22 protein-coding genes are annotated in these 18506 nt (G+C 58.8%); 19 read left to right on the top strand and 3 right to left on the bottom strand.

The genetic code is table 11. The features are described 5' to 3' along the window. Nucleotides 1-193 precede the first annotated feature (193 nt). The 15 genes from ACTQ3V_RS00110 (at nt 194) to ACTQ3V_RS00040 (ending at nt 10815) form a co-directional block, all read left to right on the top strand. Nucleotides 194-625, top strand: coding sequence for a hypothetical protein (locus tag ACTQ3V_RS00110; RefSeq protein ID WP_441465726.1), 432 nt, complete (start codon nt 194-196; stop codon nt 623-625). A 12-nt stretch (nt 626-637) separates the two neighbouring features. After that, nucleotides 638-2146, top strand: coding sequence for a CHAP domain-containing protein (locus tag ACTQ3V_RS00105; protein WP_441465725.1), 1509 nt, complete (start codon nt 638-640; stop codon nt 2144-2146). A 9-nt stretch (nt 2147-2155) separates the two neighbouring features. Beyond that, nucleotides 2156-2428 carry a hypothetical protein gene (locus ACTQ3V_RS00100; RefSeq protein ID WP_373164524.1) on the top strand — a complete coding sequence of 91 codons (273 nt, stop codon included), beginning with the start codon at nt 2156-2158 and terminating at the stop codon, nt 2426-2428. Between the two features lie 348 nt (nt 2429-2776). Then, nucleotides 2777-3232 (top strand): DUF2634 domain-containing protein, encoded by a 456-nt coding sequence (locus ACTQ3V_RS00095; protein WP_441465724.1) that lies wholly within the window; start codon nt 2777-2779, stop codon nt 3230-3232. Further along, nucleotides 3216-4277: a baseplate J/gp47 family protein gene (locus ACTQ3V_RS00090; protein WP_441465723.1), complete on the top strand. Its 1062-nt coding sequence runs from the start codon at nt 3216-3218 to the stop codon at nt 4275-4277. The genes ACTQ3V_RS00095 and ACTQ3V_RS00090 overlap by 17 nt, the downstream gene beginning before the upstream one ends. After that, nucleotides 4270-4809, top strand: a complete 540-nt coding sequence (locus ACTQ3V_RS00085) for a hypothetical protein (protein ID WP_441465722.1) — start codon at nt 4270-4272, stop codon at nt 4807-4809. The genes ACTQ3V_RS00090 and ACTQ3V_RS00085 overlap by 8 nt, the downstream gene beginning before the upstream one ends. 9 nt (nt 4810-4818) lie before the next feature. Beyond that, nucleotides 4819-5739 (top strand): hypothetical protein, encoded by a 921-nt coding sequence (locus tag ACTQ3V_RS00080; protein ID WP_441465721.1) that lies wholly within the window; start codon nt 4819-4821, stop codon nt 5737-5739. Continuing rightward, nucleotides 5740-6468, top strand: coding sequence for a DUF4376 domain-containing protein (locus tag ACTQ3V_RS00075; protein WP_441465720.1), 729 nt, complete (start codon nt 5740-5742; stop codon nt 6466-6468). Further along, nucleotides 6465-6872, top strand: coding sequence for a putative ABC transporter permease (locus tag ACTQ3V_RS00070; RefSeq protein WP_441465719.1), 408 nt, complete (start codon nt 6465-6467; stop codon nt 6870-6872). Before ACTQ3V_RS00075 ends, ACTQ3V_RS00070 begins: the two co-directional genes overlap by 4 nt. A gap of 81 nt (nt 6873-6953) precedes the next feature. Continuing rightward, nucleotides 6954-7163 (top strand): hypothetical protein, encoded by a 210-nt coding sequence (locus ACTQ3V_RS00065; protein ID WP_441465861.1) that lies wholly within the window; start codon nt 6954-6956, stop codon nt 7161-7163. A 19-nt stretch (nt 7164-7182) separates the two neighbouring features. Continuing rightward, nucleotides 7183-7395 (top strand): holin, encoded by a 213-nt coding sequence (locus tag ACTQ3V_RS00060; protein ID WP_441465718.1) that lies wholly within the window; start codon nt 7183-7185, stop codon nt 7393-7395. 4 nt (nt 7396-7399) lie between these two features. Then, nucleotides 7400-8746, top strand: coding sequence for an N-acetylmuramoyl-L-alanine amidase family protein (locus ACTQ3V_RS00055; RefSeq protein ID WP_441465717.1), 1347 nt, complete (start codon nt 7400-7402; stop codon nt 8744-8746). Nucleotides 8747-8919: 173 nt separating this feature from the next. Beyond that, nucleotides 8920-9372, top strand: a complete 453-nt coding sequence (locus ACTQ3V_RS00050) for a Panacea domain-containing protein (RefSeq protein ID WP_441465716.1) — start codon at nt 8920-8922, stop codon at nt 9370-9372. 82 nt (nt 9373-9454) lie between these two features. Further along, nucleotides 9455-9862 carry a glycosyl hydrolase family 18 protein gene (locus tag ACTQ3V_RS00045; RefSeq protein ID WP_441465715.1) on the top strand — a complete coding sequence of 136 codons (408 nt, stop codon included), beginning with the start codon at nt 9455-9457 and terminating at the stop codon, nt 9860-9862. 167 nt (nt 9863-10029) lie between these two features. Then, on the top strand, nt 10030-10815 hold the full coding sequence (locus tag ACTQ3V_RS00040; protein WP_441465714.1) for a CAP domain-containing protein: 786 nt from the start codon (nt 10030-10032) through the stop codon (nt 10813-10815). A 51-nt stretch (nt 10816-10866) separates the two neighbouring features. Here the strand turns inward: ACTQ3V_RS00040 and ACTQ3V_RS00035 are convergent, their stop codons facing one another. Continuing rightward, entirely contained in the window at nt 10867-11133 is a 267-nt protein-coding gene (locus ACTQ3V_RS00035; RefSeq protein ID WP_441465713.1) for a barstar family protein, read from the bottom strand. Nucleotides 11134-11175: 42 nt separating this feature from the next. Further along, complete coding sequence (locus ACTQ3V_RS00030; protein WP_441465712.1) at nt 11176-11613, bottom strand: hypothetical protein; 438 nt, start codon at nt 11611-11613, stop codon at nt 11176-11178. Nucleotides 11614-11789: 176 nt separating this feature from the next. Between ACTQ3V_RS00030 and ACTQ3V_RS00025 the strand changes: the two genes are divergently transcribed. The 4 genes from ACTQ3V_RS00025 to ACTQ3V_RS00010 all read left to right on the top strand — a co-directional run bounded on the left by ACTQ3V_RS00025 (nt 11790) and on the right by ACTQ3V_RS00010 (nt 18249). Continuing rightward, nucleotides 11790-12161, top strand: a complete 372-nt coding sequence (locus tag ACTQ3V_RS00025) for a BlaI/MecI/CopY family transcriptional regulator (RefSeq protein ID WP_441465711.1) — start codon at nt 11790-11792, stop codon at nt 12159-12161. A gap of 18 nt (nt 12162-12179) precedes the next feature. Beyond that, nucleotides 12180-16421: a M56 family metallopeptidase gene (locus ACTQ3V_RS00020; RefSeq protein WP_441465710.1), complete on the top strand. Its 4242-nt coding sequence runs from the start codon at nt 12180-12182 to the stop codon at nt 16419-16421. A 555-nt stretch (nt 16422-16976) separates the two neighbouring features. Then, nucleotides 16977-18104 carry a sodium ion-translocating decarboxylase subunit beta gene (locus tag ACTQ3V_RS00015; RefSeq protein WP_441465709.1) on the top strand — a complete coding sequence of 376 codons (1128 nt, stop codon included), beginning with the start codon at nt 16977-16979 and terminating at the stop codon, nt 18102-18104. Between the two features lie 16 nt (nt 18105-18120). Next, entirely contained in the window at nt 18121-18249 is a 129-nt protein-coding gene (locus ACTQ3V_RS00010) for an OadG-related small transporter subunit (protein WP_441465708.1), read from the top strand. A gap of 13 nt (nt 18250-18262) precedes the next feature. On the opposite strand, the gene ACTQ3V_RS00005 is transcribed toward ACTQ3V_RS00010, so the two are convergent. Further along, a partial coding sequence (locus tag ACTQ3V_RS00005; protein WP_441465707.1) for an integrase core domain-containing protein occupies nt 18263-18506 on the bottom strand: 244 nt, incomplete at its 5' end.

The following is an 18506-nucleotide window of genomic DNA, read 5'->3' as shown; positions in this document are numbered from 1 at the left end:
TGCGGCCATGGTGCTGTACATTTTCACCATAAAAGCGCGCTGACCGCTCGGCTGGCACCCGAACGGTCAACATGTTGTTGATGGTATAACGGGTCTGACTGCTGTAACAGCGTCCCTTTGTATGTTCATTATAGCGCGTGCGCCCCGTCTTTGTCAAGTTGTCAGAGGCGGGGCGCTTTTTGTATGCGGGGAGGTGGCGGCAATCGCCTACAAGGTTATTTTTTCGGTCAACAACAACGAGGAGGTTTTCACCCTGCCGCATGTGCCGGTGGACTTCCCGCTGCCGCAGCCCGAGCAGCACAACGAAACCTATACCGGTTTGAGCTACGACTACCGCCGCATTGGCACGCTCGGCTTGCGGTCGCTCAGCTGGTCGAGCTTTTTCCCCGTCGGGAAGCGATATAGCTGGATGCCCGCCGAGGCGCTCGAGGACGGCTGGGCATACGTCAGCTTTTTCGAGCGCTGGCGTGATCGCAAGGTGCCGTTTCGCGTGATTGTGCTGGACAGTGGCGGCGTGTGCCGTCTCAACATGCCCTGCACGGTGGATGCGTTTGAGCCGTCCGTGCGGCGCAACGGCGACATTGCTTATACAATTTCCATCACGGAATACCGCTTTGTGGATTAAGGAGGTGCGGGCATGGCTTACGGATATGTGGACGAGCACCGGCTGTACCTCGAGCGCAGCGGCAAGGCCCGCGACATCACGGCCTTTGTCGGTGACCTGACCGCGACGGACGATATCACCGCGCTGTCGGTCGAGCTGACCGGCACGCAGCTCGTCAGCCAGTGGGACAAGTACGTCCCCAAGCTCGCGCTCCAGCCGGGTGACAAGCTACGCCTGCGAAACGAAGCAGCGCAGCAGGATGTGTTTGTCGGGCAGCTGGTGACGGTGGGGCTGGACGGCGCGCTCACGGCCTACGACCGCGGCTGGTATCTCGGCCGCAGCGGCATCATTTTACAGTGCAGCGGCATGGCGGCGGATGAAGCCATCCGCGCGGCCTGCAGCAAGGCGGGCGTGGGGGTCAAGAGCGTCACCAGTCTGCCGACCAAAATCAGTGAGGTCTGGCTGGGCGATGCGGTGAGCGACATCATCGCGGACATTCTCGAGCGGTGTAGCGCCGAGACCGGCAAGGACTATCAGTCGCGGATGTCGCCGGAAGGCCTGGTCGTGCGTGAGCTGCCGACCGCCGCCATCAAGGCGTTTCACCGTCCGGCGTGGAACCTCGCGCCCTTTGACATCACATGGGCGTTGGGGCAGGTGTCGGGCGAGGACAGCATCGCGGAACTGTATAACGCGGTGGTGCTGGCCGCCGAGGACAGCGGCAAGGTGTACATTGGCGCGCAGGCATCAAATGCCGCGTCCATCGAGAAATACGGCTTTTTGCAGTACATCGAGCGCGTCAGCGAGAACCCCGGCACGGCGCAGCTCGGCCAGATGGTGCGCACGCTCTTGGCGCAGAAAGACCGCATCGGCCGCACGCGCACCATCAGCGAGATTTGGGGCTGCGACGAGGTGACAAGCGGCACGGTGCTGAATTTCAACTCCCCGGCGTTCGGCATCGAGGGGCGCAACCGCGTGACGCGGGTCGTGCATCACTACGGCGGCGCGGGGCACACGATGGAGCTGGAAATCACCGCCCTCGACGAGCCGCGCGCGGCGGACGGCACGGATGCGGTGTCCGTCTGGGGCTTGCCCGACACAATTGGTGCAGGCTCGTCTGGTACGGGAGGGAACGGCAGCGCGTCCAGCTTTGTGGCGGTCGCGCGCAGCCAGGTCGGCTACAAGGAAAGCCCCGGCAACATCAACAAGTATGGCGCGTGGGCGGGCCACAACGGCGTGGCGTGGTGCGTGTACTTTGTCTGCTGGTGTGCCGACCAGTCGGGCGCGCCCATCCCGACGGGCTACGGCTATGTCGGTGACATGGCGGACTATTTCCGCGCGCGCGGGCAGTACAAGACGGTGGCAAGCGGCTACATCCCCAAGGCGGGCGACCTGATGATACAGGGTACGCGGCACATCGGCATTGTGACCGGCGCGACGCGGGCGAGCGTGCAGACCATCGAGGGCAACTGCTCGGACAGCGTGCGCCCGATGACACGGTACTACTCGGAGATTTCCGGTTTCTGCACGCCGTGGGCAGCGTAAGGAGGGCGTATGGCATACGAGACGAAACTCGCGGAAGCGATTATGAAGCATGGTGGAAGACGCGCCAAAAAGTCGCCTTATGCGGCGGCGTGGTACGAGGCGGTGTGCGAGCAGGAACGTCCGCAGCCGCTGATTTTCAGCGCAGTGGACGGCAATGTGCGGGCAGAGGAGGGGGTAAACCTCACGCTGACCGCGACCGCCGCCGCGCGAGACTGGCAAAAGGGCGAGCGCGCCGCTGCGATTTTGTCCGGCGGCGGGCTGCTCATCCTCGACCGGATATAACAAAAGCCGCCCCGGAGGGCGGCAGCGTAGACAAAGAACGACAGCGTATGCTATAATCAGGGCGGACGCTGTTACATATGGCGGTCAGGCACTCCCCACAAAGGGGGTGATGCTTTATGAGACGATTCGCAAGAATTGTAATATGGGCACTTCTGTTGCTACATATTTTGCTTATAAAAGCGCACTGACCGCTCGGCTGGCCCCCGAACGGTCAGTGACTTAGTCACTTTGCTGTTTTAAGGTCTGACTGCTGTAACAGCGTCCCTTTGTATAGATATTATAGCATACGCCCCGTCTTTGTCAAGTTGGCAGAGACGGGGCGTTTTGCATTCAAAGGAGGTACAGACCATGGCAGACGCGAAATTTTCCTTTTTCCCGACCGAGTTGCAGGGCATTCCGGCGGCACAGGTCGGCCGCGTGCCTGCGTTCGACTTCGACGAGCGGGGGCGCGGCGCGTTCCGGCTGGTGGACGGCGCGCTGGTCGAGCGGTCGGGCGTGGAAGCAGTCAAGCAGTGGTTCGCGCTCATGCTGCGCCAGCCGCCGGACGCAATCCCCGTGTACCGCACGGACGCATCCACCGCGCTTGGCGTTGACCGCACGCTGCTGCAAAAGCGCGCGCCGCTGGGCTTCATCACTGCCGAGATTGAGCGGCAGGTGCGTGAGACGGCAGCGTTCAACCCCGCTATCCGCGCGGTGGACAGTTTCGTTTTTACCCGCCTGCGGCGCGGCCTGCAGGTGGAATTTACCGCGCACTTGCGCACCGGAGAGGATACGGAGGTGACAGCCTATGTCAACGGCGAATGAGATTTTGACCGACCTGCTGGCGGCGCTGCCGGACAGCTACCAGAAAACGGTCGGCTACCCGACCCGCGACCTGCTCGCGGCGGTTTCGCTGCGCATGGAGGGTACGGACGAGGAAGTCGCGGCGATGCGCGCGGCGCTCGACCCGGAGAACCTCGCGGGCGGCGACCTCGACCGTTATGTGTTCCCGCGCAGCGGTTTGGAGCGGCGGCAGGCAACCTTCGCCACCGGCGTGCTGACCGTGACCGGTACAGGGACGGTGCAGCAGGGTGCGCTGTTTGAAAGCGGGGGCGGCATCCAGTTCGCGGCAAGCGAAACCGTGCAGATCACCGGCGAGGGGCAGGTGCGCGTCACCTGTCGGGTGGACGGCGCAGCGGGCAATCTGCCCGCGCACAGCATCACGCAGATGCCGGTCACCTTGCAGGGCATTGCGGCCTGCGACAACTCGGAGCCGACTACGGGCGGCTACGACGAGGAGGACGACGCGGACTACTACGCGCGCTATCTGCTCAAAATCCGCACGCCCGCGACCTCGGGCAACATCTATCACTATCAGAGCTGGGCGCTTGAGGTCAGCGGCGTGGGCGCGGTGCGCGTTTTCCCCTTGGGTCACGGCGCAAACACGGTGGACGTGGTGCTGGTGGACAGCACCGGCCAGCCCGCGCCGGAGGACCTGGTCGAGCAGGTGCAGGACTATATCGACCCCGGCAGCACGGGGCGCGGCGAGGGGCAAGCGCCGATCGGCGCGCAGTGCTATGTGGAGGCGGCGGCGAAAAAGGAAATCTCCATCAGCGCGACGGTGTCCAAATTGAACACCGCCGAGGAGGAGACGATCACGGCGGGCATCCAAGCGGCGGTGACCGCGTATCTTGCCGAAATCGTGTTCCAGCAGGACTACGTCAGCTTTGCCCGCATCACTGACCGCATTCTGGACGTGGAGGGCGTGCTTGACCTCGAAAACCTGCAAGTCAACGGCGGCACGGGGAACGTCGCCGTCGGCGAGCGGGAGTGCGCAGTGCTGGGGGAGGTGACGCTTTCGTATGCGTGAGTTCGACGATATGCTGCAAAGCCTGCCGACCGCCTACCGGCGCGACGCATGGGTGGTGGCGCTCCTCGGCGCGGTGCAGGCGGTAGACGATGGACAGCGAGACGCAGCGCGTGAGGCGGCGGCGCAGCTGTTTCTGGACACCATGACCTATATCCTGCCGGTCGAGGAGCGCATCGCAGGACTGACGCCGGGCAAAGGCGACACGGAAGCCGATCGGCGCAGCGTGCTGCAGGCGAAGTGGCGGTCAGCGACCGGAAAATGCGACATCGACCTCATCCAGCGCGTGTGCGACGCATGGGAGAACGGCGAGGTCGAGGTGGACTACCAGCCGGGCGAGATCATTTTGCGGTTTGTCGGCGCGTACGGCGTGCCGACCGAGCAGGCGCAAGCCGCCTTGCAGGCCGCGGTGCTCGAGGTCATCCCGGCGCATCTTGCGGTGCAGTACGTTTACCGCTACCTGCTGGTGCGCGAGGTGCATGGCATGACGATAAACGAGCTGCAGAGCCATCTGATCCGCGATTTTGCTTTTTAGGAGGCGGGCATGAGTATATTAACTAAAGTTTTGAAGCTATTCTGCTATGACCCGGAGACGGACGGGGCGAACACGTTCAACATCCCGAAAGCGCTCAATGAGAACTGGGAGAAAATCGACCAGCTGGTGCTGCTGGCCGTCGCGGCGGCTGCGGCGTACGACCCGGAGGGAAGCTACGCCGTGGGAGATTACTGCACGCACGGCGGGGGGCTGCACAAGTGCGGCACGCCCATTGAGAGAGGCGAGGCATGGAACGCCGCGCACTGGACAGAGACGACTGTCGCGAAGGAGCTGGCGGTGGTTCTGGTGTCTTTGTCGAGCAAGTTGGATAAATATACAAAAATGCAAGATGCACCACAATCATGGAGTGAGATTTGGGCCTTAGAGCCGGGGGTGTATTCGTGGGTACAAGTGGCTCCATTTATCGAATGGCAGCCGAAAGACACTCCGTCCGGTATGTTGCGTGCTGAATTAACAGTACATAGTTCGGGGGCAACCGGAGGATCGAAAAGTTTTATCCTATCGTATATTGATGGTGGAACTTATTTGAAAAGGTATTTCGGGGAGCAATCAGGCGATGGAAAGGGACGAATTGCACCCATCGCCACCGCCACGCCGCCGCAGGTGCGCAGTCTTACCCTGCAATCCGGATTTTCGGCAGTAGGAAACTGTACGTTTTTTGCTACGCAGGAGAACGTGGTATTTCTCGCGGGTGGTATTTCCGGCACGATCCCAGCAATACAGGAGATACAGATTGGAACGCTTCCCGCAGATGCGTGTCCGTCAGCAGAGCATATACGTCCGGCGGTTACAAATTCCGGAGGCGCCTATCTTAGAATCCGCACAGACGGTACCGTGTGGTTGTACTCATATGAAGCGGCTGTGTATTGCTATTTTGACATATCGTTCGTGGCGGGAGGGGGCTCATAAATGCAAAACGGAACACTGAGAGACTGCTGCGCCGTTGATGCAGGCGGTTTGTATCGCGCCTTGGTCACCATGCAGACCGAACAGGGCACGGATGGAGAACCCAAGGAGAACGTGCTCGGCTATACGCTCGCCGAGGGCGAACGCCTGATCGATACCGCGCCACCCACAAAGCGCCTGCACGCGGGCACCACGGGCTTTGTCAAGCCACGCTGGGACGAGGATGCTACTGCATGGGTCGAGGGCGCGACCGCCGAGGAACTGGCCGCGTGGGAGGCCGAGCACCCAGACCCGGTAACGCTGGAGGACAAGCGCGCGGCCAAGCACGCCGAAATATCGGCGGCAAGCGAGGCCGCCATCTATGCGGGCATGGACGTGGAGACCACGCAGGGCACAGAGCATTTCTCGCTGACCGAGAAAGACCAGATCAACCTGACCACGGCGAAAGACGCAGTAGACAAGGGCGCGGCGGCCTATCCGTATCACGCGGACGACGTGCGGTGCCGCATATTCACGGCGGAGGAAATCAAAGCGATTGCGCAGGCCAGTGTTGCGCATATCATTTATCACACGACCTACTGCAACCATCTGTTTGAATGGATTCGGCGCGCGGACGCGGCGGAGCTGGCGGGCATCACCTACGGCGCAGAGCTGCCGGACGACCTCGCGGCGCACATGCAGGAGATCCTGACGCAGGCGGGCGCGGTAGCGGAAACGGAGGCTGTCACGTGAAAAAACTGCTGTTACATCTTGTGCTTGCCGTGATCGGCGGCGTGGTGTACATGGGTATCGAAACCCTCTGGCGCGGGTACACCCATTGGAGCATGGGCGTGCTGGGCGGGGTGTGTTTTGCCCTTATCGGCCTGCTGGACGAGTGGCAGGACCACCCGCCGATGTGGCTGCAAATGCTGGAGGGCGCGATGATCGTGACCGTGCTGGAGCTGCTGGTGGGGTTGGTGGTCAACCGCTGGCTCGGCTGGAATGTCTGGGACTATTCCGACATGCCGCTGAACCTCTGGGGGCAGGTGTGTTTGCAATTTGCGGTCGCGTGGTTTTTCCTGAGCGCGGCGGCGGTTTGGCTTGAAAACGCCCTGCACCGACTGGCAGAGTGGCTTGCGCACCGGCGGGGGAGGTGAACTTTTGCCGGGTTGACCAAAGGACGTAAAAAAGCGCCCTCACGGGGCGCGAAAGTAGGAAAGGAGGGGAGGCCGTTGCCGGTGGAAGTGATCGTCGCGGGCATGAGTTTGGTCGGCACACTGGCGGGCACGTTCGCGGGCATCATGCTTTCCGCGAATCTGACCAATTACCGCATCGAGCAGCTTGAAAAAAAGGTTGCCGAGCATAACAAGGTCGTCGAGCGCACCTACAAGCTCGAGGGACAGATGCTTGAGGTGCAGCACGATATCCGAGACTTGAAAAACCTGTAACAGGAAGGAGAACGACAAAATGAGTGAAAAGACTAAGCTGTGGATTAAGGCGGCGGGTGTGCGTGCGGTCAAGACTGTAGCACAGTCCGCAATCGGTGTCATCGGCGCGGCGGCCGCCATGGGCGAGGTAAACTGGCCGATGGTCGCATCGGCAGCTGCGCTGGCGGGCATCATCTCCCTGCTGACCAGCGTCACCGGTCTGCCTGAAGTAAAGGCGCAGACGGAGGAGTGATTACATGAGCAGCATTCGTTGCGATATTTACGACCCCAAAGAGTATGACATCTGGTTTGCGGCTGCGCCCTACGGCGCGGCCAGCAAGCCCGCCAAAACACTGAAAGTGTGGGCGGCGGAGGAACAGGCCGATGTGGTGTACAACCTCTGCTTGTTCAACATGACCGGCAACGGCAGCGACCAGTACGGTGTGATTAAGGGCCGCACGCTGCAATACTTACGCGCCAAGAACGTGGACTGCGGCTATGGCGGCACGGCCGAGCACTTGACCGTCAGCCCGGGCAACGTGGTAAGCGGTACCAAGGTTGCCGTGCGCGACGGCGTGGTGCTGTCCGGACTGGACAAGTCCACCTATCGCAGCCGCAACATGATCGGCGTGCTGGCGGACGGCCGCATCATCGTTGTGCAGTCCTCGGACGGCTGCACCGAGGAGCAGGTGGCGCGCTACGCCGCCGGACGGTACACGATCGCGCTGCTGCTGGTGCAAGACGCGGGCGGCAGCACCGGTATGTACCGCGTTTCGGACGGCTACTTATTCGCCCCGGAGAAGGAGGGCACGGACGGCAGGCCGGTGTGCAGCGTAGTATGTATGAGAAAGAAGAACAAGGAGGAGAAACCTATGGGCAAGAAAAAGGTATTTATCGGTGTAGGCCACGGTGGCAGCGACCCCGGCGCAGTCGGCTATCTGGTGGAGAAGGATATTAACCTCACGATGGCGACCGCGTGCCGTGATTTCCTGACGGCTTACGGCGTAGAAGTCAAGATGAGCCGCACCAAGGATGAGGACGACACGGTAAGTCAGGAGGTCGCGGAGTGCAACGCCTACGCACCCGATTTGGCGATTGACGTGCACAATAACTCGGGCGGCGGCGACGGCTTTGAGGTGTTCCACACCATCCACGGCGGCACGGGCAAGACGCTTGCACAGAACATCGAGAAGCACGTCAAGGACATGGGCCAGAACAGCCGCGGCGTAAAGACGAGGCAGGGCAGCAACGGCGATTACTATGCGTTCATCCGCGAGACGGTCGCACCGGCGGTCATCTGCGAGGGCGTGTTTGTCGACACCAAGGCCGATGCTGCGCAGGCCGACACGCTGGCAGAGCAGCAGGCATTTGGCGTGGCTTATGCGAAGGGTATCCTGGATACGCTGGGTCTGGCCTATGACGAGCCGGAGGACGACGGTGAGGAGGAAACCCCGGCCGAGCCGGAACAGCCCGCCAAGGAGCACTGGGCGCAGCAGTATTACGACAGCCTGATTGCCAAGGGTGTGCGCATCGACGAGACGCGGTTTGATGATCCCATCAGCCGCGGCGAGGTGTTCGCGCTGCTGGATAGGATTGTGAAATAACGGTGTTCAATTTGGACACGGGAAAGCCCCGGCCGAGAGGCCGGGGTTTATTTCTCCATCTTCTCTTTTGAATAATTGCTGTATTAGCATTGTATTGGTGCCGAAGAACTTGCAAAGTAACATTAAATCGTAGGAATTCGGTAGTCATAATAATGGTGAATGGAGGAAGGAAAATGTATACTGCGAAACAAGTTGCTCGTTATATCATCAATAAGTGTTCGGTTGATAAGAGGCCGATCGGTAACCTAACACTACAAAATTTACTCTACCTTGTTTGGATTGAGTATCATAAACGCGAGAATACAAGGCTGTTTGATGATAGAATTTGTGCATGGCAGTTTGGGCCGGTCGTACCAGAAGTCTATTATGACTACTGTGCTTATGGTGGCATGGATATCGACAGACGGTATGAGAGAGATGAAATAGGCATTGCAGAAGCGGATATGGCGATTTTGGATGAATCACTTGTCAAGTATCTGGACTGTTCTGTCAGTCAGTTGGTCAGTATGACGCATGAACGGGAAAAGCCGTGGTATCAGATATATGTTAAACTGGGAGAAATAAGGCAGGAAATACCTTTTGGCTTAATTGAGGAGATGGAGTGCAGAAAACCGGTATGCGATTAGAATACAGGAAATCCCGGGCTTTGCTCGTCTATATCATCTACACCCTTATGAATGGGGCTATGCCCTTTCCGAGCCGATGGCGGTGGCGCCCATCAACAAGGTCGAGCAGGTGGTGCGTTTTGCGGTGTCGCAGATTCCGCCGGAAAAGATTTTCATGGGTATCCCCAACTACGGCTACGACTGGACGCTGCCCTATATCAAAGGCCAGAGCCGCGCGCGCAGTCTGGGCAACGTGCAGGCGGTGGAGCAGGCGGTGCAGGCGGGCGCGCCCATCCGGTTTGATGCGGAGGCGCAGTCACCGCACTACAATTACTGGCGGGAGCGGTCGGAGCACGAAGTCTGGTTTGAGGATGCGCGCTCCATTCGTGCCAAGCTGGCGCTGGCCGGGGAATATCAGCTGCGCGGCGTGAGCGTGTGGAATATCATGCGGTATTTTCCGCAGCTGTGGCTTGTGCTCAATCAGCTGTACGATATTGAAAAGCTGGCATAAAAGACGGAAAACCGACCGGAAAATCCCTTTTTCGGTCGGTTCTTGCTGTTTTTAGGGCTTTTCTGCAAGCATTTCCATTGCAAAACGGTTACAAAGCACGCTATACTCTGGTACATGGTGCAAAGGGCACCAGAAACAGCAAGGAAAAACCAAGGAGGTAGCAAATCATGCAGCTGAAGAAAATCGTACCGCTGGCACTGGCGGCGGTAATGACGACCACTACGGCAGCGGGGGCGGCAAACCTGTCCCAGGAGACAGAAGCCCGTAAGTCCCATGTGTATACTTATGCGTATGAATCCGGCATCCGTCAGCATCTGCTGGAAAAGTATTACACATTCCTCTGCGGCCAATTTCCGGGAAATCGGCCGGAGCAGAAGCCGGAGGAAACGCCCGAGCAGACCCCGGATATCGAGCAGCCCGAGCAGGTCCCGGAAGAGGAACAGCCGGAACAGACCCCGGATATCGAGCAGCCCGAGCAGACCCCGGACAACACACCCCAGCTACCGGATGACAACCGTCCGGAGCAGACTCCGGAGCAAACCCCGGAACAGACTCCGGAAGAGGACACCGATTCATCGCAGGGGGATTACGCTTCTCAGGTGGTGGCGCTGGTCAATGCCGAGCGTGCGAAATACGGCTTGTCCGCACTCAAGGTGGACAGCCGCGTCCAGCGGGCCGCGCAGGTGCGCGCTGCGGAAACCGTGCAGTCGTTCTCTCACACACGACCGAACGGCTCTTCTTTCTCCACCGCATTGACTGAGGCGGGCGTGTCCTACACCCGTTCGGGTGAGAACATCGCTTACGGTCAGCCCACACCGCAGCAGGTAGTGCAGGCGTGGATGAACTCGTCCGGCCACCGCGCGAATATTTTGAACGAGAGCTTTACGACCATCGGCGTCGGCTATACGGTGTCGGGCGGCACAGCGTACTGGGCGCAGCTGTTTACGGCATAATGGATTTGAGGAAATAAAAAGGACGTGCAAAGCACGTCCTTTTTCGCATATCTACTCAAAATTCAGCAGTAAATCTCCATTTTCCGACGCTACACCTGCAATGACGCGCAGCAAAAATTCCCCGTACATACCCAGTGTGTCCACAAGCAGCTCTGCGTGCCGCAAGGTCAGCCGCGTAGGCGGACAGGCGCATAGCTGGTCATACAGCGCATCCAGCGTGTAGGCGTAGTCCGCAGAAAAGTCAAATGTGCGCGCCAGATTCTCGTGTACCTGCGCGCGGGTACAAAAGCCTTCTGCATCCAAAAGCAATTCTCGCATGTGAGCTTGCCCTCCTTTGAAAAATGGATAGTAGAGACTGCGTCAGGTTGCGTTCGGATAGAACAGGAGATACAGCTTGTGATAAAATTCCTGCCCGCGGCTTCCTTCGATGTCGCGCAACTCGCCGTTTACAAAGATATAGCCATCTGCGTTTACACCGATAGAATTACCGTTTTCAAAGGTCACAGTTAACAGGTTTCCCGTCAACTTCTGTTTGCTGGGTTTAAAAAGGTCGGGATATTGCGTATAAGTATAGCCGGACAGCAGCTCGGTGATAGCGGCAAGCTGTTCCGGATCGGTCACAGTCTGTATCTCGGTCTGGTTTTCCGTAAGCGTCACCGCGGTTTGTGTGGTCTTGCCCGTAATGTCCGCATAGGACTGATGGTAAAATTTGATATACACCATACGCCCGGCGAGAAACAACAAAATCAGCAGCAGCGTGCTGCAAATGGCAAATCCGAGCGCCATAGATTTTCGCATAGGTTCCGGCTCCTTTGTCGGTAGGGGTCAATAGTTTTACAATATTAGCATAGCGCAAAATAGGGGGGTTGTCAATTTTCAAAGTGTAAACAAAGTATGACTTGACAATTATATTCTACCGTTGTAGAATATAGCCACAGAAGATATTTTACATTTGTAGAAAAGGAGGGGACAAGATGGAGAAAAGCAAACGTCTGCCGGATGCCGAGTTGGAAGTGATGCAGGCGGTCTGGTCGCTGGAGGCGCCGGTGACCGCAGCGGAGGTGCAGCGCAAAGTGCCCAGCGACTGGAAGACGACAAGCGTGCTGACCTTTCTCTCGCGCTTGTGCGACAAAGGGTTCCTTTCGTGCGAGAAAGAGGGGCGACAGAACCAGTACACGCCGTGCGTGACGCAGGAGGAATACCTGCAGCGCGAAAGCCGCAGCTTTGTCGAGCGCGTGTGCGGCGGGTCGGTGAAAAATCTGGTGGCGAGCCTGTCGGACGCGGGCGCGTTGACCGCGCACGATATCGATGAACTGCGCGCCTTTCTCGACGCGCAGGGACGGTAAGGATAGGAGGGGTAGGATATGTTACGCTTTGCATGGAGCGATTTGCTGAACAATCTCATGCAGATCGGCCTGACGGTATCGGCGGTGGCGCTGGCGCTGTTTTTGCTGCGCAAAGCGCTCAACAAGCGATATCCCGCGCGCGCGATGTGTCTGGTGTGGGCGGTGCTCGCGCTGCGGCTGCTGATTCCCGTGCAGTTGACGCTGCCCGACCCGCCGGTGCAGGTCACGCCGCGCACGACGTACCTGACGCGCACGGACTTTGCGCCCGCGCAGCTGGAGCAAGCTGGACTGCCTGTGCGGGAACAGGACGGCGAGATCACGACGCGTCGCTGGGTGACGGATGAGCAGGCGCAGACCCTTCAAACATTAGACGAGCACTCATGGACCGCAATTGACATGGGACGGGTGTTGCTTGTAATCTGGGGAACAGGCGCACTGCTCTTTGCGGTCTGGCAGCTCTATTTGTATCTGACATTCCACTATGTGCTGGAGAAAAGCAGCCATCCGGTCGAGCGCGACACGCTGCTGGCCGTGTTCGAGGCGCAGAAGCGCTCGCTCGGTATCCGGCGGACTATCCCGCTGCGGGTCACATCCGCGGCTGATTGCCCGCTGCTGGCGGGATTTGTGCAGCCCGCACTCTATCTGCCGGATGAAGCGCTGTCCGAACAGGACGCAGCGTTCATTTTTCGGCATGAGCTGACGCACTACAAGCGGGGCGATCTGTGGCTCAAGCTGGCGCTGGTCGCGGCGCGGGCGGTGCACTGGTTCAATCCGCTGGTGCATCTGATGGCGCGTCTCGCGCAGGAGGATATCGAGCTGGCCTGTGATGACGCGGTCGTGCGCGGTATGGATGTTTCTGCCCGCCGCGCTTATGGAGAAACGATCCTGCGCGCGGTAGAGGCGCAGATGAAAAAGCGCGCGCTGGTGTCGTGCTTTGCCGGAGATAAGGAGACGCTGATGAGACGGTTTGAGGGATTGTTTGATAACAATGTCAAAAGGCGTGGTATGGCGCTGGTTGTTGCGGCGGCGGTGCTGGTCGGTACGCTGGGGTGCGCGTTTTCGGTAGGGGAAAGCGGGGAGAAGCTGACCGAGGAGACGCGGCGCGCGCTTGCCGAGCAGTGGGCGCAGCGTACGGAAAACCTCGGCTATATGGTGAAACTGGACGGCGAGGACACCTATGTGCTGTACAATGCCGAGTTGGAGAACTTGCCGGACGAGGCCGCGTCCTATCGCATGGGTGAAAAGCTGGTCTTTGAGCAGGGTGCGGACGGCTGGCAGGTCGCAAAGGCTGAGCCGGTGGCACCGGACGGCGTGACCTCGCTTGACGAGTTCCGTCTTTTGTACGAAAACGACCTCGGCCTGCCCGACCCGATTTCGGGCGGCGACATGGTGCTCACCGACGCGCAGCAGAAAAAGTGGAGTGACCCGGTTGACGCGGCGGCCGACCTGCTGCACCTGCAAATCGGAGGCGTGATCAGCAATCCGTCCGCCGACGATGGGCTGGGAGACGATATTGTGAATGTGGCGGTCGAGTTTCCCGACCACAGCGAGGTGACCATTACGATGGTCAGCCAGTTCGGCGCGGGCTGGCTGCCGCAGGATTTCACCTATGACGGCGGTAAAAACGAGCGCACTGCCGCCGATCTCGTAGGACAGTACGCGCGCGGCGTGACGCACAAGGGCGGACAGTTCATCTATCCCATCCTGTCTGCGCAGATGCAGCAAGCGTTCCGCAGCGAAAGGCAGATGGAAAGCTATTTTAACTGGAAATACGGCGGCTCGTCGCCGTCTTACAGTAACTATGCGCTGGTGCCGACCGATGACGCGGACAGCTATCTCGCCGTGTTCCAGATGTACGGCGGCGGTGTAGAGGACATACGCAGTGCGTATCTGATACGCACCGCGCAGGAGGACGGTCGTCGGGTGATTGAGCGTGTTGTCGAGGCAGAGAACAGCGATTATACAAAGAGTGAATTATTCAAATTATATTACGATTCGGGATTGCCCTGGCCCACCATTCCTGAGGGGGCGGGGAACTTTAACGGCGCGTCGCTCGACACACTGACGCGCGTGCGCGACGCAGCCGAAACCGTATTCAGCTACTTCGGTGAACAGGTGGAGCATATCGAGGGAGATACGCACCTTTATACGATGGAAAGCTGGTTTACGAGCGAAGTCATTTCCGAGGGTGATACCGAAGCGGTTGTGCGGCTGCACTTTACAGATAACAGCCCGTCGGTCGATGTGCAGATGCGCAAAACCGGCGATTACTGGCTGCCGGTCGGGCTGGCGGGGCAGTTTGCCGAGGGCTTTTCCGCTACGGTGAACGGCGAAGCCCTGCCGGTCGGTTCGGACGTGCAGCAGGCTGTGCAAAATGCGGCGGGTGAAGTACCGCTGCTTGCGGCAGGCGATCGGATTGAGCTGCTGTTCGACCCCGCGCCGGAGGATGCGGTGACGGTCGAGGACGCGATCATCCGCGCGGACGGCACGCTGCAATACGATGACAAAATGACCGAGCGCAGCACGTTCTCCTATACGGGCAACGCAGCCAGCATGACGTACACCTATCTGGTTGAGCGCCTGATGGTGCAAGAAGCCCTGTCCTCGGCGCCGGATATGACCATGTATCGCGGCGTGACGCTGACCTATACGGCAAACGGCACGGACTATACCGTCGCGTTCGTCTACCGGCTGGCAAACGGAGACGTGCCAAATCCGGATGACACCATCCATTCGACCGCATACTACAACGATACCTATGGCTACACGCTGACGCTGCCTGACTGCTTTGTGGAGCAGGGTTATGTCAAGGAAAATGACGATAGGGTGCAGTTTGGCCTGCAAAACGCGCTGCCGGGTTACACGGACGACCCAACCGACGGCGGCGCGGTGATGACGCTGCAAGTGCAAGCGACCGCGGCACTCAAGGCGCAGTTTGGTGAGGACTGGGAAGCGGAGTATCCCATACCGTGCAAGCAGCTCACCGAGCGGGATGGATTGACCTATTATCTGGCGTTTGCATCCGACGTGCAGTATGACCCATCGGATGCAGCCATCACGGCAGCCTATACCGAAATGTATCAGGCGGCGCAGGCGATGGACAGCAGTTCAATCTCGTTTGACGGACAAAGCGACGCGCAGGCGGGCCGCGCGCGGCAGCAGGTGCTGCACGATTTGGCGACGCAGTACGGCTATACATTAATACGCAAAGATGGCTCTGCGATTGACGCTGTGACGGTCGAGCCGAATGTAACCGACGGCTCGTGCCTGCTGACTGTGCGCTATGTCAGCCGTGAGAGAAATCATTTCTTCACCACGGTTCAGCGGCTGTGGTATGAGGGGATCGACTCTATCACGCCCACGCGTACCGAAACGCTGGTCGATACCTCGGACGGCGTGCGCTCGCGCGCAGACTTCCTGCTGGCTTTCCCGCAGGAGCAGGGCATTCCGGAGCTGGATCGTACCGGCATTGACACATTGCTTGCAGAGCCTACGCTCGACCCCGCACAGGATGCGGAACGGGTGCTCGGCCTGTCGGGCGGCATGGCAGAGGATATCGTCATACACCCAATCAAAAAACGATATACCTTTACATACCGCTGGCCGGATGGCACGGTGGATTTCATTATGCAGGGGGTCACACTGGGCGGCGCGGAGCAGCCAATCTATCTGCCGGTGGCGTTTGACGGCAAGGGATGGTTTGCCGATCCGTATACGTACATGATGTGCAAGGAGAGCGGTGACTTCTCCATGTGTACGGTGGAAGCACTGGTATGGTATCTGGCGCAAAGCGACGGTGCAACCACCGAGGGTATTTTGACCGAAATGGACAAGCGCTGGCAGCAGGATGCGGACGCGGTTGAGCAGGCAATGGACGGCGCGGATGCGGTCGTGCAGACGCTCTGGCAGCAGCATAAGGCGGCAAATCCGGATATCTTCGGTGCGCGGTTTTCGGAGGAGGCAATCGAGGCCGCCTGTCAGACCGTGCGCGATTATGCCGGAGCGCATGGCTTTTCGGTGGATAACCTGCATTATGACGCGTCCAGCGAATATAGCTGGTCGCAGGGCATGATGAAAAGCGGTGTTTTGCAGGATAATGTGCGGGACGACGGCCTGACGATTGATAACGTGATTACGGTCATCGGCGACGCGCGGTTTAGCGATGAAGCGTGGCGCGACACAGCCGAGGGCTGGTCGTTTACCCTGTACCGCGGCACGGACGGTAAATGGGTGCTTGAGGACGGTGCATACGGCTATTAAGGCAACACCGCACAATTGCATCTTCGATGCTTTGCGGAAATTTTGTGCCCATATTTTGTTGTGATTTCTTTCAATACATCAAGTATTGCCGCCAAACCGTACCGCATCTGGGCGCAAAATTGACACGCAAATCCTTCTTGCTGAATTATGCGGTATTGCCTTAAGACCGGCACGGATTTTGCTGAAAAATTTCGGATAAACAAGGGTTGACAGCGGCGCTCTGCCATGATAAGTTTGATGCCAAACAAAGGGGAGTAGTCGGCGCGGCCCACCGCGCGGCATCGCCAACAAGCATGACGGAGCGTTTGATTCCGTTCTGGCTGTTGCCTGAAATGACCAGACCTGCGTTTTCCTTTTCTGAGGAAAACGCAGGTCTGTTTTCTATCTAAGAGGTATTTATACCCCTTAGATAGAACAATCAGTTCTGCAAAAGCTGCTTGTTGATACCCCCGGACGCCGCCCGAGGCGGCTGGGTCGTGGGGTCAAAGGACAGGCGCATGCCCTGCCTTTTGACGGATTACATCAACGCTGCGCGTTATATTGGGAGGGAACGGTATGGAATTTTTATACGAAGGGTTGCTGTCGGTGACGTGGCAGCAAGCGGTGATGTACGGTGTCGGCGGTCTGCTGATTTGGCTGGCGATCCAGAAACAGTATGAGCCTGCGCTGCTGCTGCCGATGGGCTTCGGCGCGATACTGGTCAACCTGCCGATGTCGGGCGTTATTGACCAGATGACGCAAGGCGTCGGTAAGACGCATGGCATTATCCAATGGCTGTTTGAAAGCGGTATCGAAGTGAGTGAAGCGTTCCCGCTGCTGCTGTTCATCGGCATCGGCGCGATGATTGACTTTGGCCCGCTGCTGGCAAACCCAAAGCTGTTCCTGTTCGGTGCGGCGGCGCAGATCGGCATCTTTTTGACCATCATCGCGGCGGCGGCATTCGGCTTTGATATCATTGACGCGGCATCCATCGGTATCATCGGCGCGGCGGACGGGCCGACATCCCTGCTGGTTTCGCAGGTGCTCGGCTCGAAATACGTCGGCGCGATTGCGGTCGCGGCGTACAGCTATATGGCGCTCGTGCCCATCATCCAGCCGTTTGCCATCAAGCTGGTGACAACCAAAAAAGAGCGCGCGATGAAGATGCCGTATGCCGCGGGCGAGGTCAGCCGCCGCACGCGCATCCTGTTCCCGATTGTGGTGTCGATCGTGGCCGGACTGGTTGCGCCCGCGTCGGTGTCGCTTGTTGGTTTCCTGATGTTCGGCAATCTAATTCGTGAGTGCGGAGTGCTGGAAAGCCTGTCCAAAACCGCGCAGCACGAGCTTGCCAACCTGATTACGCTCCTGCTCGGTATTACAATTTCGTTCTCTATGCGCGCCGAGCAGTTTGTCACGGTGGATACGCTCATCATCCTATGCCTTGGGCTGGTTGCGTTTGTGTTGGACTCGATTGGCGGCGTGCTGTTTGCAAAGGTGCTCAACCTGTTCTGCAAAAATAAGGTTAATCCTATGATTGGCGCGGCAGGCATTTCGGCGTTCCCGATGAGCGCGCGCGTGATTGAAAAGTTGGGTGTGGAAGCGGATAAGACCAATCACTTGCTGATGCACGCGGTAGGCGCGAACGTCGCCGGACAGATAGCGTCGGTTGTAGCGGGCGGCGTGATTCTCGGATTCTTTATGTGAGAAGGAGGCGCTGGATATGAATGAATCGGTACGGATGGCAATTTTGCTGCTCGGTCAGGGTATGGCAGGTATTTTCACTGTGTTGGCCGTGATCGCGCTGATTGTGGCGATGCTCGGCCGACTGGACAAAAATCGGCAGAAGTAAAATTGTAGGTTTGTCAAACATATTGGACAGAGAACTCTAAGGGAGAAAACCAACCTAGAGGCCTCATGGGAAAGTTGTTGGAGTGGCGATTATGGATAGCGAGCTGCTTGGCGAAGTCTTGGAGGGAGTAAAAGCGGTGGGAAGAATAGAAACGCTTTTGATCCTCCCTGTGACTACGCTCCACCTTGCCGTTGTGGCGGGGCGTGTAGGGACGGATCAGCTTGTGCCGAATACCCAAATTGACAGCGGTGACCTCA

Source organism: Candidatus Agathobaculum pullicola, from assembly GCF_052117205.1.
Lineage (GTDB): Bacteria > Bacillota > Clostridia > Oscillospirales > Butyricicoccaceae > Agathobaculum > Agathobaculum pullicola.
The sequence above is the reverse complement of the archived record's forward strand: the minus strand, read 5'-3'. Positions and strand labels throughout refer to the sequence as shown.

What these genes read in the sequence shown, in the direction of transcription:
- ACTQ3V_RS00105 (WP_441465725.1), top strand. Translation starts at nt 638, where the DNA reads ATGGCTTACGGATATGTGGACGAGCACCGGCTGTACCTCGAGCGCAGC.
- ACTQ3V_RS00100 (WP_373164524.1), top strand. Translation starts at nt 2,156, where the DNA reads ATGGCATACGAGACGAAACTCGCGGAAGCGATTATGAAGCATGGTGGA.
- ACTQ3V_RS00095 (WP_441465724.1), top strand. Translation starts at nt 2,777, where the DNA reads ATGGCAGACGCGAAATTTTCCTTTTTCCCGACCGAGTTGCAGGGCATT.
- ACTQ3V_RS00090 (WP_441465723.1), top strand. Translation starts at nt 3,216, where the DNA reads ATGTCAACGGCGAATGAGATTTTGACCGACCTGCTGGCGGCGCTGCCG.
- ACTQ3V_RS00085 (WP_441465722.1), top strand. Translation starts at nt 4,270, where the DNA reads ATGCGTGAGTTCGACGATATGCTGCAAAGCCTGCCGACCGCCTACCGG.
- ACTQ3V_RS00080 (WP_441465721.1), top strand. Translation starts at nt 4,819, where the DNA reads ATGAGTATATTAACTAAAGTTTTGAAGCTATTCTGCTATGACCCGGAG.
- ACTQ3V_RS00075 (WP_441465720.1), top strand. Translation starts at nt 5,740, where the DNA reads ATGCAAAACGGAACACTGAGAGACTGCTGCGCCGTTGATGCAGGCGGT.
- ACTQ3V_RS00060 (WP_441465718.1), top strand. Translation starts at nt 7,183, where the DNA reads ATGAGTGAAAAGACTAAGCTGTGGATTAAGGCGGCGGGTGTGCGTGCG.
- ACTQ3V_RS00055 (WP_441465717.1), top strand. Translation starts at nt 7,400, where the DNA reads ATGAGCAGCATTCGTTGCGATATTTACGACCCCAAAGAGTATGACATC.
- ACTQ3V_RS00050 (WP_441465716.1), top strand. Translation starts at nt 8,920, where the DNA reads ATGTATACTGCGAAACAAGTTGCTCGTTATATCATCAATAAGTGTTCG.
- ACTQ3V_RS00040 (WP_441465714.1), top strand. Translation starts at nt 10,030, where the DNA reads ATGCAGCTGAAGAAAATCGTACCGCTGGCACTGGCGGCGGTAATGACG.
- ACTQ3V_RS00035 (WP_441465713.1), bottom strand. Translation starts at nt 11,133, where the DNA reads ATGCGAGAATTGCTTTTGGATGCAGAAGGCTTTTGTACCCGCGCGCAG.
- ACTQ3V_RS00030 (WP_441465712.1), bottom strand. Translation starts at nt 11,613, where the DNA reads ATGCGAAAATCTATGGCGCTCGGATTTGCCATTTGCAGCACGCTGCTG.
- ACTQ3V_RS00025 (WP_441465711.1), top strand. Translation starts at nt 11,790, where the DNA reads ATGGAGAAAAGCAAACGTCTGCCGGATGCCGAGTTGGAAGTGATGCAG.
- ACTQ3V_RS00020 (WP_441465710.1), top strand. Translation starts at nt 12,180, where the DNA reads ATGTTACGCTTTGCATGGAGCGATTTGCTGAACAATCTCATGCAGATC.
- ACTQ3V_RS00015 (WP_441465709.1), top strand. Translation starts at nt 16,977, where the DNA reads ATGGAATTTTTATACGAAGGGTTGCTGTCGGTGACGTGGCAGCAAGCG.
- ACTQ3V_RS00010 (WP_441465708.1), top strand. Translation starts at nt 18,121, where the DNA reads ATGAATGAATCGGTACGGATGGCAATTTTGCTGCTCGGTCAGGGTATG.